The 13,350-nt window shown below is 34.3% G+C and carries 16 protein-coding genes; 13 read left to right on the top strand and 3 right to left on the bottom strand.

The window, feature by feature from the left end:
• The first annotated feature begins 61 nt into the window (after positions 1-61).
• The 3 genes from WKS98_RS05180 to WKS98_RS05170 all read left to right on the top strand — a co-directional run bounded on the left by WKS98_RS05180 (position 62) and on the right by WKS98_RS05170 (position 2,244).
• Entirely contained in the window at positions 62-865 is an 804-nt protein-coding gene (locus WKS98_RS05180) for a hypothetical protein (protein WP_498917497.1), read from the top strand.
• A gap of 117 nt (positions 866-982) precedes the next feature.
• Positions 983-1,552: a thioredoxin family protein gene (locus WKS98_RS05175; protein WP_498917496.1), complete on the top strand. Its 570-nt coding sequence runs from the start codon at positions 983-985 to the stop codon at positions 1,550-1,552.
• Entirely contained in the window at positions 1,552-2,244 is a 693-nt protein-coding gene (locus WKS98_RS05170; RefSeq protein WP_498917494.1) for a cytochrome c biogenesis CcdA family protein, read from the top strand. The genes WKS98_RS05175 and WKS98_RS05170 overlap by 1 nt, the downstream gene beginning before the upstream one ends.
• Before the next feature lie 34 nt (positions 2,245-2,278).
• On the opposite strand, the gene WKS98_RS05165 is transcribed toward WKS98_RS05170, so the two are convergent.
• The 3 genes from WKS98_RS05165 to WKS98_RS05155 all read right to left on the bottom strand — a co-directional run bounded on the left by WKS98_RS05165 (position 2,279) and on the right by WKS98_RS05155 (position 3,668).
• Positions 2,279-2,716, bottom strand: a complete 438-nt coding sequence (locus WKS98_RS05165) for an Hsp20/alpha crystallin family protein (protein ID WP_498917493.1) — start codon at positions 2,714-2,716, stop codon at positions 2,279-2,281.
• Between the two features lie 63 nt (positions 2,717-2,779).
• On the bottom strand, positions 2,780-3,283 hold the full coding sequence (locus tag WKS98_RS05160; protein WP_498917492.1) for a hypothetical protein: 504 nt from the start codon (positions 3,281-3,283) through the stop codon (positions 2,780-2,782).
• Positions 3,276-3,668 carry a DUF4430 domain-containing protein gene (locus WKS98_RS05155; RefSeq protein WP_498917491.1) on the bottom strand — a complete coding sequence of 131 codons (393 nt, stop codon included), beginning with the start codon at positions 3,666-3,668 and terminating at the stop codon, positions 3,276-3,278. Before WKS98_RS05155 ends, WKS98_RS05160 begins: the two co-directional genes overlap by 8 nt.
• A gap of 207 nt (positions 3,669-3,875) precedes the next feature.
• Between WKS98_RS05155 and brnQ the strand changes: the two genes are divergently transcribed.
• The 10 genes from brnQ to arsB all read left to right on the top strand — a co-directional run bounded on the left by brnQ (position 3,876) and on the right by arsB (position 13,262).
• Entirely contained in the window at positions 3,876-5,597 is a 1,722-nt protein-coding gene (gene brnQ / locus WKS98_RS05150) for a branched-chain amino acid transport system II carrier protein (protein ID WP_498917489.1), read from the top strand.
• 39 nt (positions 5,598-5,636) lie between these two features.
• Positions 5,637-6,095: an 8-oxo-dGTP diphosphatase gene (locus WKS98_RS05145; protein ID WP_498917488.1), complete on the top strand. Its 459-nt coding sequence runs from the start codon at positions 5,637-5,639 to the stop codon at positions 6,093-6,095.
• Positions 6,096-6,104: 9 nt separating this feature from the next.
• Positions 6,105-6,842 (top strand): NAD-dependent protein deacylase, encoded by a 738-nt coding sequence (locus WKS98_RS05140; RefSeq protein ID WP_498917486.1) that lies wholly within the window; start codon positions 6,105-6,107, stop codon positions 6,840-6,842.
• Positions 6,843-6,946: 104 nt separating this feature from the next.
• Entirely contained in the window at positions 6,947-7,951 is a 1,005-nt protein-coding gene (locus WKS98_RS05135; RefSeq protein ID WP_498917485.1) for a methionine ABC transporter ATP-binding protein, read from the top strand.
• Positions 7,951-8,607, top strand: coding sequence for a methionine ABC transporter permease (locus WKS98_RS05130; RefSeq protein WP_498917483.1), 657 nt, complete (start codon positions 7,951-7,953; stop codon positions 8,605-8,607). The genes WKS98_RS05135 and WKS98_RS05130 overlap by 1 nt, the downstream gene beginning before the upstream one ends.
• An 11-nt stretch (positions 8,608-8,618) precedes the next feature.
• Entirely contained in the window at positions 8,619-9,473 is an 855-nt protein-coding gene (locus WKS98_RS05125; RefSeq protein ID WP_498917481.1) for a MetQ/NlpA family ABC transporter substrate-binding protein, read from the top strand.
• A gap of 229 nt (positions 9,474-9,702) precedes the next feature.
• The gene (locus WKS98_RS05120; protein WP_498917479.1) at positions 9,703-10,017 is read left to right on the top strand and encodes an ArsR/SmtB family transcription factor; all 315 of its coding nucleotides are present in this window, start codon (positions 9,703-9,705) and stop codon (positions 10,015-10,017) included.
• A gap of 19 nt (positions 10,018-10,036) precedes the next feature.
• Positions 10,037-10,402 (top strand): arsenite efflux transporter metallochaperone ArsD, encoded by a 366-nt coding sequence (gene arsD / locus WKS98_RS05115; protein ID WP_498917478.1) that lies wholly within the window; start codon positions 10,037-10,039, stop codon positions 10,400-10,402.
• Positions 10,403-10,420: 18 nt separating this feature from the next.
• A complete protein-coding gene (gene arsA, locus WKS98_RS05110; RefSeq protein WP_498917477.1) occupies positions 10,421-12,172 on the top strand; it encodes an arsenical pump-driving ATPase in 1,752 nt (583 codons plus the stop codon).
• 22 nt (positions 12,173-12,194) lie between these two features.
• Entirely contained in the window at positions 12,195-13,262 is a 1,068-nt protein-coding gene (arsB, locus tag WKS98_RS05105) for an ACR3 family arsenite efflux transporter (protein ID WP_498917475.1), read from the top strand.
• The last annotated feature ends 88 nt before the right edge of the window (positions 13,263-13,350 follow it).

The raw sequence follows: 13,350 nt of genomic DNA, 5'->3' as shown, positions 1-13,350 counted from the left end.
GCTATATCATTTTAATTATTAGTGATATAAACTAAAGATGAGGGTGGTAGAAAGGTTAAAAATGAAAAAAGTATTGGCGATTTTGTTGGCCATATGCTTAATAATTCCTCTTGGATATATGGCATATGCAAAGCAAAGTGAAAAGAAGGACAAAGCCATAGAGTCTGAAGTGTTAAGTTTTGCAAAGGAATTTGCAGATGAAACCTATAAGACTTTAAAACCAATGGACTACAAAGACATTGAAGAAAAGTATTTAAAACCAGGCAACGAGCTTTTTAATACTGAAATGGAAGTTAGAAATGCAGTAGACCATTCAACAGTTAGAGATTTTAAAAATAACGGTCTTGAGATAACACTTTTTGAACATAAGTTTAATAATGTGAAGTTAAAGGAAAAATATAAAAACCTTTACAGAGTTGAACTTACCTTTGATGAAATTTGGGAAACCAGTGGAAGCAAAGCGGAGTCAACAGACCCTGAAAAGAGTTCTCAAGGTATGAACCGTAGCATAATCATTACTGTGGAAAATGATAATGGAAAACTCTATGTAACAGATTTATATGGTCTTAATGATGGAATATCCTTTAGATTAAATAAAGAAATGGAAATGATAAAGCCACTCAAAGAAAGTTTAAAACCATCAGAAAAGTTAAGCTCAAAGACAACAACTTATTTAAACGGATCCGAGCCTAAGGGTATATCCCCGGTTAAGTCAGATGATGAAACGGAAGAAGAACCAGAAGAAACCATTTATAATTCTTTAGAAGAATTAAGGAAAGCACAACTTCATAACCTTGCAAATATAAGAGAAGGATTAACAGCTCCTCCTGCAATGAGCTTGGATGAAGATTGTGAGACACCTTAAATATAATCCACCCTCTTAAATACAAACCATATGAATGCCCTAAGTCTAACTTGGGGTCTTTTTATTTCCTATGTTTTCCATATGCTAACAAGGGTATTATTAATTTAGGAGGTAAATATGAAGAACAATAAAACAATGAAGATTGTACTTCCTGCTTTAATAGTGCTTGCACTTGCAGGAATGTACTTTGTTAAGAATAAGGAGAAATTAAAGACATCTTCTGTTAATGAAACAAATGTTAGTTCAACTGAAATGGCGAATTCAGATGCAGATGGAGACTTCTCACTGGACATAGAAAGTGGTCTTCCAAAGCTTGAAGAGTATGCAAAGGTAGGTCTTCCTGCGGTAATTGACTATGGCTCAGAGACATGCCCACCATGTAGGATGATGAAGCCAGAGTACAAAAAGTTTCATGAGAAGATGGTGGGGAAGGCATTTGTAAAGTATGTGGACATTGACGACAATCCAGATGCGGCAAAGGAAGCTCCAATTCAAGTTATACCAACGCAAATATTTTATAACGCCGATGGAACTCCTTTTGAACCTAGTAAGGAACTAAGGGAGAAGTATCAACTTCAAATGTACAATCACAAGGTAACAAAAAAACCTATGTTTACAATTCATCAAGGCTTCTTAAATGAAGAACAGCTACTTGAAATTGTAAAGGAAATGGGAGTTGAAGAGTAATGATTCAAAATTGGCTTAGTCAAATTGCACAGGTCATAGGGGACAATGTGTGGATAGCGCCGGTACTTGCAATTGTGGCGGGGATTTTAACTTCCCTGACACCTTGTAGCCTTTCCATGGTTCCCCTTATAATTTCCTATGTCTCAGGCCTTGAAGAGAGGGACACCAAGAGGGCTTTCAAATATTCGGTGCTATTTGCAATTGGAATGGCGCTGACCTTTGTAAGTCTTTCCGTTGTTGCAATGTTAGCGGGAAAATTAATTGGAAACACTTCGAGAACATGGTATATCATCCTTGGAGTGCTAATGATTTTAATGGCGCTACAGACCTGGGGCATCTATAACTTTATCCCATCAAAAAAACTTATGATGAAGGACAAGAAGAGGGGAAGCATCGGTGCATTTCTTGCGGGAATTGTTGGAGGATTTTTTTCGTCACCATGCTCAACTCCAGTACTAGTTGCGCTTTTAGGAATCCTTTCGGGAACAGGAAATATTCTCTGGGGAATATTTTTGATGCTTATGTATTCCCTGGGACATAGTTTCTTAATAATCCTTTCTGGAACTTCAGTGGGATATGTAAAAAAGTTGAAAAATAGTGAAACCTATTCAAAGGTGGGAAATGTATTAAATAATATTTTAGGGTTTTTAGTACTACTAATAGGTTTTTATATGTTTTGGAATGCATTTTAAAAGGGACAGCTTCGGCTATCCCTTTTGGTATTTCTTAGTCTATATTGATATAGTCATCTTCACTTTTTGAATTGGTCTTTGGAACTTTTACTTCAAGTATTCCGTCATTTAACTTTGCCTTTAGACCTTCTTTTTCTACATTTTCAAAGTATAGTGTTCTTGACATAGAACTATATCTCATCTCTCTGTGAACATAGTTTTTATCTTTGGAAGACTCTTCTGACTCTTCCTTCTTTTCAGCGTCAATAGTAAGTTCTCCATTCTTAAATGAAATCTTTATTTCATCCTTTTTAAATCCAGGCAATTCTGCTTCTACTAAATATGAATCTTCTAATTCTCTTACATCTACTTTAAAGTTTGTGTTAGCTGATAAATTGATATTTTCAGTGAAAAAATCATCCATCATACCATATAGATCTTTAAATTGACCTTGTAGTGGGCTTGATCTTCTTGGTGAAATTTTTTTAAACATAATATCATCTCCTTTGCAGATTTCTATTGCCTATAATTATTATAACAGGTAGGTCAAAGAAAGTCAAAGTTTCTTATATTTTTCCAAAGCTATTTTAAGTGGAGGTATAAGTAATACGTATAGTACTGCATTTCCAACTCCATGCATTATGTCAAAGTATAATCCATTTAAATAGTACACAAAAAAGTTTGATGTCTTGGAAAACATGGCGGCAGTAAATATTGAAATGATAAATCCATAAAAAATTCCACTAAAAGCTGCAAAGACAGTTTGAAGTAGCGTTGAATCTTTAAATTTTTTTATTTTAGAAAGAAAAAAGGAAAGAAATATTATTATGCTGTAAGATAGGATTTGATAAAAGGTCCATGGACCAAAACCAAGATACATATTTGAAATGAACATTACAAGGCAATTAACTATTAAGGCGTTTGTAAGGCCCATGTAAATAGATAAAAAAATTAAGATTACAGTTACTGGCTGCACATTTGGAACGGGAGCCATTACAATCCGTCCAAGGACAGTGGCTCCCGTTAAAATTGACAACAGGGCTATTCTCTTATTATTCATTATCCAATACTTCCAATGTGAAAACAACTTCATCTCTGTCGCGAAGTTCAAACTGATTTGCTCCAACTTCTGCCATTTCACCGTTAACGGTATATAACCAATACTTTTTTGAGTCTTCGTCTTGCATATGACCGTCAATTGATGTAATAAAGCCATCTTTTTCTTCAACTTCTAAATTTCTTTTCATAACATCAAGAAGTTTTTCCCCTTCATTAAAGTTCAAGGTTTCTTTTTTAAAACTCTCTCCATCTTCAATTAGCTCTATGGTAGCCTTTAAACTATACTCACTTGAAGTTGTTGAGTCAGCGTTAGAGTTGTTTTTACATCCTACAAATGTAATTGCTACTACTAATAACAAAAGTAGATTTAAAAATCTTTTTTTCATTGCTCTATCCTTTCTAATATTGATAAGATAATTTTATCATATTCAAAGATATTATCGAAATAATTCTCATTAATGTGATAAAATAAAATGTAGAAGTTTAACTTAGAAATTTTGTTGTAAGTAAATGAAATTATAATTATTTTGCTATTGGAAAAACAAAAAAAGTATAGTATAATTAGAAAAATTTAAGAGAAAAAGGGAGAAATAATGAAAAAATCTTTAAAAAGTTATTTAGCAATAGGCTCCATGCTATTTGGTCTTTTCTTTGGAGCGGGGAATTTAATATTTCCTGTACTAATGGGACAAATGGCAGGAAAAAATTACATAGCCGCATTGATTGGATTTTTAATAACTGCAGTTGGAATGCCTTTTTTAGGAGTTCTTGCCGTTGGTTATAGCGAATCAGAAGACTTAATAGACATGTCCAGTAAGATAGGCAAGGTTTATGGATACTTATTTACAATTGGACTATATCTTACCATAGGCCCTTTCTTTGCCATTCCAAGACTTAGCACAACTTCTTTTGAAGTGGGCATTAGCAGTAATATTCCAGAAGATAAAACTACAATATTTTTACTTGCCTTTACATTTGTTTTTTATTTAATCGCACTTATTTTGTCTTTAAATCCAAATAAGATTATGACCTATGTAGGAAAGGTTTTAAATCCGATTTTCTTAGTGGTATTATCTGTGCTTTTAATTTTTGCATTTATAAAGCCTATGGGAGATGCTAGTTTGCAACCAGTTATGGAAAGCTATCAAAGCTCTCCATTTTCAAATGGATTTCTTGAAGGATATAACACTATGGACGTTTTGGCGGCCCTTGCATTTTCAGTTATAGTTATAAATTCAATTAGACAAATTGGAGTTAATGAGCCGGGAGAAATAGTTAAGTACACAATCAAGTCAGGTATAGTTACAGTTGTGCTTATGGCTGTTATCTATGGTTCACTTGTATACATGGGTGCAACAAGTTTAGGAGTATTACAGCCTGCAGAAAACGGAGGAATTGCCCTATATGAAATTTCAATATACTTTTTAGGGAACATGGGACATATTCTTCTTGCAACCATTGTAACTGTGGCATGTTTAAAAACCGCAGTAGGTCTAATAACTGCCTGCTCAGAAGTGTTTAACAAAATGTTTCCAAAGTTTAGTTACAAAAAAATTGCAATTGCCATAGCATTTGTTTCATTTGTTATTTCAAATGTTGGATTAAGTCAAATAATAAAACTTTCACTACCAGTGCTTATATTTTTATATCCACTTTCCATTGCCATGATAATTTTGGTGCTATGTTCAAAATTATTTAATAATGACATGATGGTGTTTAGAATAACTTTGGTGTTCACTGCCATTGCATCAATGTTTGACGTGTTTGGTGTGCTACCTGAAACTTTAAAGAATACGAAATTTGTTCAAGGTGCATTAAAATTTGCCGGTGACAACATTCCACTTTATGACATCTCATTTGGATGGGTTGTAATAACTTTAATAGGATTTATCTTTGCATTAATTGTAAGGCAACTAAAAAATAAAAATTTACATTTACTTAGAAACTTAAGTTTAGTTCTTCAAATAATTGCAAGTATAATAATGTTTCAAGGAATTTACTATTACTATGTAAGTAGAGAAAATTTGTTTATTCCAATTTTTGGAATATTAATTTTTATTATATCCATCACATTTAGATACATTATTTTAAAGAACAACTTCTACGTTCAAAAATTGCAAAAGACAAAGGCTGCTATGACTGTAAGTAGATTTGGAACGATTTTAGGATTTTTAGCACTATACTTCTTACCAAAAATCTATTTTATAAATGCAATTGTTGGTGGAATACTATTTAACCTTGGCGTTTTATTAAACGATAGATATTTGAAATACTACACTGAAGTAGAATATAATGAATATAAGAAGAATAAATAAAAAGATGGTAATGCCATCTTTTTTTTGAGTTGGTGAATTATGGAAATAGTAATACTTAATATGTGTATGATTTACAATGCAAAGACAAGAGAGGTTTTGGTTTTAGACAAACCTATTAAAGAAGGCTGGGAGGGGCTAACCTTTCCCGGTGGCCATGTGGAGCCGGTGGAGTCAATTCATGACTCGGTAATTAGAGAAATTAAGGAAGAGACTAACCTTAACATTAGTGACATCAAGCTCAAGGGAATCGTTCAGTGGTATGACAAGAGTATAGACCAAAGGCTTTTGTCCCACCTTTACTACACCGAGTGCTTTGATGGAGAGCTCATAGAAGATTCTCCCGAAGGGAAACTATTTTGGATGGATTTACAGGAATTTATTGAAATGGAAAACAAGTCTGCTTCCATGGATGAGATGCTTGAGCTATACATGGGCAAGTGCGAAGAGATAGTTTTTTATTTTAATGGAAAGGAATTGGAAGAAGTAAAGTACTATTAGGAGGTATTTATGACTTCAAATAATATTAATGAATTAAAAGAGAGAATTAAAAAGTATAACAACATCGTTTTTTTTGGTGGCGCTGGAGTATCTACGGCATCGGGAATTCCAGACTTTCGTTCTGCCACTGGACTATATAATGAAAAGAACAATAAGGGATATAGTCCTGAGTATATGCTTAGCCACGAGTTCTTTCAAGAACACCCAAGGGAATTTATGGACTATGTGAGAAATAATTTGATCTATGAAGAGGCAAAGCCAAACAAATGTCACTTGGCGCTTAAAAAGCTTGAAGATATGGGTAAGCTTAGGGGCATTGTAACACAAAATATTGACTCACTTCATCAGCTTGCTGGAAGTAAAAATGTAATTGAAATTCATGGCAATCTCAGGGACTACTATTGTACCAATTGTGGAAAGTATTTAAACTTTGAGGACATGAAGAAGAGAGATTTTTCAATTAAGTGTCCAAACTGCGGTGGAGTTTTAAGACCGGATGTGGTTTTATATGGTGAGCCACTGGACTTGGAAAATATAAATAACGCCATAAATTTAATTGAAAACGCAGAAATTTTAATTGTAGGTGGATCATCATTAATGGTTTATCCTGCAGCAGGTTTTATAGATTATTTCAGAGGAGACACTTTGGTTTTAATCAATAAAACGAAAACGAACTACGACAGCAGAGCTGACTTTGTGTTTTACGAAGACATTGGAAACACTATGTCACAGCTTGCTAATATCTAGCTATAAATAATAGGTATAGCCAAAACACGGGTTTTTGTTTGACAAGACCTGTGTTTTTTTCTATACTCAAATCATTAATTTCCTAGACCTTTAAGGAGGACTAAATGATAGAAGTAAAAAATCTTATTAAAGAATTTGCTCTAGATGATAAAAAGTTTAGAGCAGTAGATGATGTTTCATTTAAAGTATCAGGAGGAGAAATTTATGGAATTATAGGTTTAAGTGGTGCAGGGAAGTCTACTCTTGTAAGATGCTTAAACAGACTTGAAGAACCAACGTCGGGAACCATCTTTATAGATGACAAAGACATAACAGCAATGACAAAGGCGGAGCTATTAAAAGAGCGTAAAGATATATCAATGATATTTCAGTCTTTTAACCTTTTTAATCAAAAGACGGTTTTTGAAAATGTAGCCTATCCACTAGAGATAGCGAACATACCGAAGTCTGAAATAGAAAATAGGGTAAATGAACTTTTAGAGTTTGTGGATTTAACAGAAAAGAAAAACTCCTACCCTTCAGAGATATCCGGTGGGCAAAAGCAGAGGGTTGCTATAGCGAGGGCAATTGCCACAAGACCAAAAGTACTACTTAGTGACGAAGGCACATCGGCCCTGGACCCGGCAAACACAAAACAAATTCTTGAACTATTTAGAAAAATTGTTAAAGAACTAAACACAACCATAATAATGATTACACATCAAATGGAAGTGGCGAAAGATGTTTGCGATAGGATTGCAGTAATGGAAAATGGAAAGATAATTGAAGAGAATACTGTAAAGGGTCTTTTCGCAAATCCGAAAAATAAGAGGACATTATCCTTTATAGAAAACTTGATTGAACCAGACGAGTCACTGGCATGGAAAAAACTTGATACTAATGGCAGACTTTTAAGACTGTCCTATGACGAAGAAAATTCTAAAAAGCCGGTGCTTTCAAACTTGATAAAGAGTTTTGATATACCAATAAACTTGATTCAAGGAAAGATAAATTCAGTTATCGGGGACTCCTTGGGGTACATGATTATAGAAGTTCTCGGTGACAACGAAGAAGTTGGAAAGGTACTTGACTACCTTGAAGAAAACAATGTGAAAGTGGAGGTGTTGTAATGAGTTATAAAGAGATATTGGAATTAGTTATACCAGAAACCTTCACTACATTGTACATGGTTTTTGCAACGGCACTTATATCTATTGCCATAGGACTACCACTGGGAATACTACTTATGATAAGTAGACCTGGCGGAATAAAAGAGATGCCAAAGCTATACAAAGTGCTCGATGCAATTATAAATATTTTTAGATCTATTCCATTTGTAATACTAATACTTCTTGTAATACCACTTGCAAGGCTATTACTTGGTAGATCAACAGGAACTCAAGCTTCAATACTATCCCTATCAATAGCTACAATACCATTTGTGGCAAGACTAATGGAGGGCTACTTTATCTCCATAGACAAGGGGTTAATAGAAGCGGCAGAAGCAATGGGCTCAACAAATGGACAGATTGTGAAGAAGGTAATTATACCGGAATCAATGCCTTTGGTAATTTCCGGAATTACAATGACTATTATAAATATAGTTGGTTATTCAGCAATGGTTGGAATTCTAGGTGGAGGAGGCCTGGGACAACTTGCATATAGATATGGCTATCAAAGAAGAATGTATAACGTACTTTTAGTAGCAGTATTTGTAATTATAATTATTGTTCAAATAGTACAGCTTTTAGGTAGTTTTATCAGTAAAAAAATAGACAAAAAATAAAGGAGAGAAATATGAAAAAGAAAATTTTATTAGGAGCAATAGTGCTTTCACTAGTTGCTTTCACAGGATGTAAAAATGGAGATGCAAACAAAGCATCAACAGGAGCGGCTGCAGATACAGGAGCAGCTGCAGGAGAACATGAAGTAGTAAAAGTTGGTGCAACAGCTGTACCACATGCAGAGATTCTTGAAGCATTAAAAGATGACTTTGAAAAAGAAGGAATAACAGTGGAAGTTGTTCCATTTGATGACTATGTTATGCCAAATACAGCTCTTGAAGAAAAGACAATTGACGCAAACTTCTACCAACACAAACAATATTTACAACAACAAATAGATGAGTTAGGATATGACTTTGTGTCAGCTGGAGATATTCATACAGAGCCAATGGGAATATATTCAACTAAATATACATCTTTAGATCAAGTACCAGATGGAGCAGAAGTAATCATTCCAGATGACGTATCAAATGGTGCAAGAGCATTACAACTTTTAGAAAAACAAGGTCTTATTAAATTAAAAGACAGCAACGACATTAAAGCAACTGAAAAAGATATTGTAGAAAATCCAAAGAACTTAAAGTTCACAGTTGTAGAAGCTGCAAACATTGCAAACACATACCAAGACGTTGACCTTGGAGTTATAAACTCAAACTACGCACTACAAGTAGGGCTTAATCCAGTAAAAGATTCACTTGCAATTGAAGGAAACGACTCACCTTTCGTAAACATTATAGTTGTAAGAAAAGGTGATGAAAACTCCGAAAAGATTAAGAAACTTGTAAAGGTATTAACTTCAAAAGAATGTGCTGACTTTATAAATGAAAAGTATAAAGGAGCAGTAGTTCCAGCATTTGATCCAAAATAAAAATTCATTCTCCTCAATGAATTAAAAAATAAGTAAGATGATAAAGAAAAAAACTGTGTATCAACCTAAATCCTGATATAAGGGCAAGGGTTGATACATTTTTTTATTGGAAAATAAATAACATAAAAACATTGACAAGTATCGATATGAGGTGTACAATGAATATGAAATCGAAATTCATCGATATCATTGAAGAGTATCGATATATTAAATAAAGAAAGGGGGACTTATGAAAAGATCATACGCAGAGTTCACGCCTATATTCAAGGTTTTGTCTGATGAAACCAGGCTAAAAATAATTGATATGCTCTCATGTGGCGAGATTTGTGCCTGTGATATTTTGGATGGTTTGAGTATTTCTCAATCAACCCTAAGCTATCACATGAAAAACTTAACGGACTCAGGCCTTGTTAACGGAAGAAGGGATGGGGCTTGGATGAGATATACTCTAAACCTTGAAAGAATAGGAGATGTTAAAGACTTCCTTGATTATATTACTGAAGATAAAGAAGACTGTATTTGTAAAAAATGTAAGGAAAAGTAAATGCTAAAGGAGTGTTAGAATGAAACAAATGGTAATTTATGACCCAGCAATGTGCTGCCCAACAGGTTTATGTGGACCATCAATAGACAAGAACTTATTAAGGGTATCCACAGCGATTAGTAGGTTAAGCAAAAAGAATATAGAAGTAATAAGACATAACCTAAATGACGAACCACAGCTTTACGCTGAAAATGATAAAATAAGCAAGCTGTTAAATGAAGAAGGGGTAGATGTACTTCCTATAACAATGGTTGACGATGAAGTAGTCAAAACAAGAGAATACCCTACAAATGATGAATTTGTTGAATTTTTAGATATACCCAAAGAATATATAATGTCTGGTTTAGAAATTCGAAGAATGAAAAAGAATAAAGAAAACAAATAGATAAGATAGGAGGTTAATGTGTATACAAGATTCAACCCAGAAAATATTAAGCTAAATAAGTATCTTTTCTTTACAGGCAAGGGTGGCGTAGGTAAAACTTCTATAGCTTCAAGTCTTGCTACAAACCTAGCAGACCAAGGTAAAAAAGTTATCCTTGTAAGTACAGACCCGGCCTCAAACTTACAAGATATTTTTGATACAGATTTAGACAATAAAATAAGAGATATAGATAAGGTAAAGAATTTAAAATTAGCTAACTTTGAACCAGAGAAAGCCCTAGAAGACTATAAGGAAAGCGTAGTTGGGCCCCAAAGAGGCAAGTTGCCGGATGAGGTTATAAAAGCCATGGAAGAGCAGCTTTCTGGAACATGTACAACTGAAGTGGCAGCTTTTAAGGAGTTCACAAGCTTTATAGCTGATGAAGAGCTTGCAGAAGAATATGACCATATAATATTTGATACTGCTCCAACAGGTCATACACTAAGAATGCTAGAACTACCTTCAGCGTGGACAAACTTTTTAGATAATAACAAGTATGGAGCATCTTGCCTAGGACAGCTATCAGGGCTAGATGAAGAAAGAGGTATTTATAAAAAAGCTGTTGAAAACCTAGCTAACAGTGACCTAACTAGCCTTATACTAGTTTCTAGACCTATAGAAACAGCTCTAAAGGAAGCGACAAGGACCTCAAATGAACTCCACGAAATTGGTATAGACAACCAAGTTCACATAATAAATGGTATGCTAGATTCCTATGATGATGATCTTTCAACAGCTATGCACAATATGCAAAAAAAAGACGTGGAAGCAATGCCAGAAGGGCTAAAAGAGCTTGAAACTTATTATATTCCACTTAAATCATACAATACATCTAGTATTGAAAATCTTAGAAAATTTTTCTCAGATGATATAGAAGAAAAATTGGAGTCTTCAGTTACCATTGATACTAGCAAGATATCTAGGCTACAAGATGTTGTTGACGACCTATATAAGAACGATAAAAAAGTTATCCTTACAATGGGTAAGGGAGGGGTAGGAAAAACAACTATAGCAGCTGCTATTGCCCTAGGACTTAATGATAAAGGGAAAAAGGTTCATCTCGCAACAACAGACCCAGCCGACCATCTAAAATATATAATAACTGAAAGAGAAAATTTGAGTATTTCCTATATAGATGAAGATAAGGAGCTTGAATCTTATAGGGAGGAAGTCCTAGGAAAAGCAAAAGAAGAAGGGGCAAGTGAGGAAGACATTGACTATATCGAAGAAGATTTAAGAAGTCCATGTACCCAAGAAATTGCAGTATTTCGTGCTTTTGCTGAAATAGTAGACAAGTCAGAAGATGAAATAGTAGTAATAGACACAGCCCCAACTGGTCATACTATCCTTCTTTTAGAATCAACTGAAAGCTATAATAGGGAAATTTCAAGAAACCAAGGAGATGTACCTGAATCAGCAAAGAAGCTACTACCAAGGCTTAAGGACAAGGATTATACAGAAGTTCTAATTATAGCCCTAGCAGAAGCAACTCCTTACTATGAAGCAAAAAGACTTAAGGAAGACCTAGATAGGGCAGGAATCTTTAATAAATGGTGGATCATCAACTCAAGTTACTTTGCAAGCGGCAGCCAAAACGAGATTTTAAAAGCTAGGGCCGAGCAAGAAAAAGAGTGGATCAAGACAATAGATGAAACATCTCAATCTAACACAGCCCTTGTTGAGTGGATTCCAGAGGATTTAAAAGAAGACAATTTAAAAGACCTATTATAAGAATAGGCAGATAGAGAAAGAGGTGAAATTGTTGAAAGAACCAAAGGATAAAATTAGTTTTTTTGAAAGATATTTAAGTATATGGGTTTTACTCTGTATGGCTGCAGGTATTTTGATTGCTAAATTTATGCCATCTGTCCAATCTTTCTTACAGTCATTGGAATTTAAGGGTCAAAACATAATCTTAACAGTTTTAATGTGGCTTATGATATACCCTATGATGGTTAGAATAGACTTTAAATCACTAAAAAATGTAGGAAAACATCCCCAAGGTATAATTATTTCTACAATAGCAAGCTGGGCCATCAAACCATTTTTAATGTTTGGTCTGGCTACACTTTTCTTCCATTATGTATTTAGCCAGTTAATACCCGGTAATCTTGCCAATGATTTTGTTATAGGTGCAGTACTCTTAGGTACAGCCCCATGTACAGCCATGGTCTTTGTGTGGAGCAGTCTTACCAATGGAGACCCAGCGCAGACCCTTGTACAGATATCGATAAATGACATCTTGATACTCTTCCTGTTTGTACCACTTGTACAGCTCCTTTTAGGTTTAAAGGGAATAACTCTACCCATGGATGTTCTTATAATGTCATTAGTGCTTTTTGTTCTTATTCCTTTAGTGGGCGGGTTTTTATCAAGGTACTTTATAATAAAAAATAAGGGAAAAGATTACCTGGAAAATAACTTTATAAAAAAGTTTGACGGAGTAACTACCATAGGACTTCTTCTTACCCTCATTATTATATTTACTTTCCAAGGAGATATGATAGTAGAACACCCACTTTATGTAGTTTTAATAGCAGTTCCACTAATACTTCAAAATGTGATTTCATTTTCTCTAACATATTTTGTAAGTAAAGTAAGCAAGCTACCTCATGAGATAGCAGCGCCAGCTTCTTTAATTGCAGCATCTGACTTTTTTGAACTTTCAGTTGCTGTAGGCATAGCCCTATTTGGTGTAGATTCTCCTGTTGTTCTTGCATCAACTGTAGGTGTTCTTACAGAAGTTCCCGTAATGCTACTCTTAGTAAGGATAGTTAATAATACAAAAAGCTCCTTCCCAAGCCTTGAAAGAGCTCAATAAAGTTAAGACATTAGAAAAGGTTCTGTTACAAAATAGAACAAATAAAAAACGGCTCGCATATGCGTAGGCCGTTTTTTTGATAAAATTA

Origin of the sequence: Lagierella sp. ICN-221743, from assembly GCF_037890055.1 — a bacterium.
Classification (GTDB): Bacteria; Bacillota; Clostridia; order Tissierellales; family Peptoniphilaceae; genus Mediannikoviicoccus.
The sequence above is the reverse complement of the archived record's forward strand: the minus strand, read 5'-3'. Positions and strand labels throughout refer to the sequence as shown.

Bases quoted from the DNA above. Each gene is read 5' to 3' on its own strand.
- WKS98_RS05180 (WP_498917497.1), top strand. From the start codon at position 62: ATGAAAAAAGTATTGGCGATTTTGTTGGCCATATGCTTAATAATTCCT.
- WKS98_RS05175 (WP_498917496.1), top strand. From the start codon at position 983: ATGAAGAACAATAAAACAATGAAGATTGTACTTCCTGCTTTAATAGTG.
- WKS98_RS05170 (WP_498917494.1), top strand. From the start codon at position 1,552: ATGATTCAAAATTGGCTTAGTCAAATTGCACAGGTCATAGGGGACAAT.
- WKS98_RS05165 (WP_498917493.1), bottom strand. From the start codon at position 2,716: ATGTTTAAAAAAATTTCACCAAGAAGATCAAGCCCACTACAAGGTCAA.
- WKS98_RS05160 (WP_498917492.1), bottom strand. From the start codon at position 3,283: ATGAATAATAAGAGAATAGCCCTGTTGTCAATTTTAACGGGAGCCACT.
- WKS98_RS05155 (WP_498917491.1), bottom strand. From the start codon at position 3,668: ATGAAAAAAAGATTTTTAAATCTACTTTTGTTATTAGTAGTAGCAATT.
- brnQ (WP_498917489.1), top strand. From the start codon at position 3,876: ATGAAAAAATCTTTAAAAAGTTATTTAGCAATAGGCTCCATGCTATTT.
- WKS98_RS05145 (WP_498917488.1), top strand. From the start codon at position 5,637: ATGGAAATAGTAATACTTAATATGTGTATGATTTACAATGCAAAGACA.
- WKS98_RS05140 (WP_498917486.1), top strand. From the start codon at position 6,105: ATGACTTCAAATAATATTAATGAATTAAAAGAGAGAATTAAAAAGTAT.
- WKS98_RS05135 (WP_498917485.1), top strand. From the start codon at position 6,947: ATGATAGAAGTAAAAAATCTTATTAAAGAATTTGCTCTAGATGATAAA.
- WKS98_RS05130 (WP_498917483.1), top strand. From the start codon at position 7,951: ATGAGTTATAAAGAGATATTGGAATTAGTTATACCAGAAACCTTCACT.
- WKS98_RS05125 (WP_498917481.1), top strand. From the start codon at position 8,619: ATGAAAAAGAAAATTTTATTAGGAGCAATAGTGCTTTCACTAGTTGCT.
- WKS98_RS05120 (WP_498917479.1), top strand. From the start codon at position 9,703: ATGAAAAGATCATACGCAGAGTTCACGCCTATATTCAAGGTTTTGTCT.
- arsD (WP_498917478.1), top strand. From the start codon at position 10,037: ATGAAACAAATGGTAATTTATGACCCAGCAATGTGCTGCCCAACAGGT.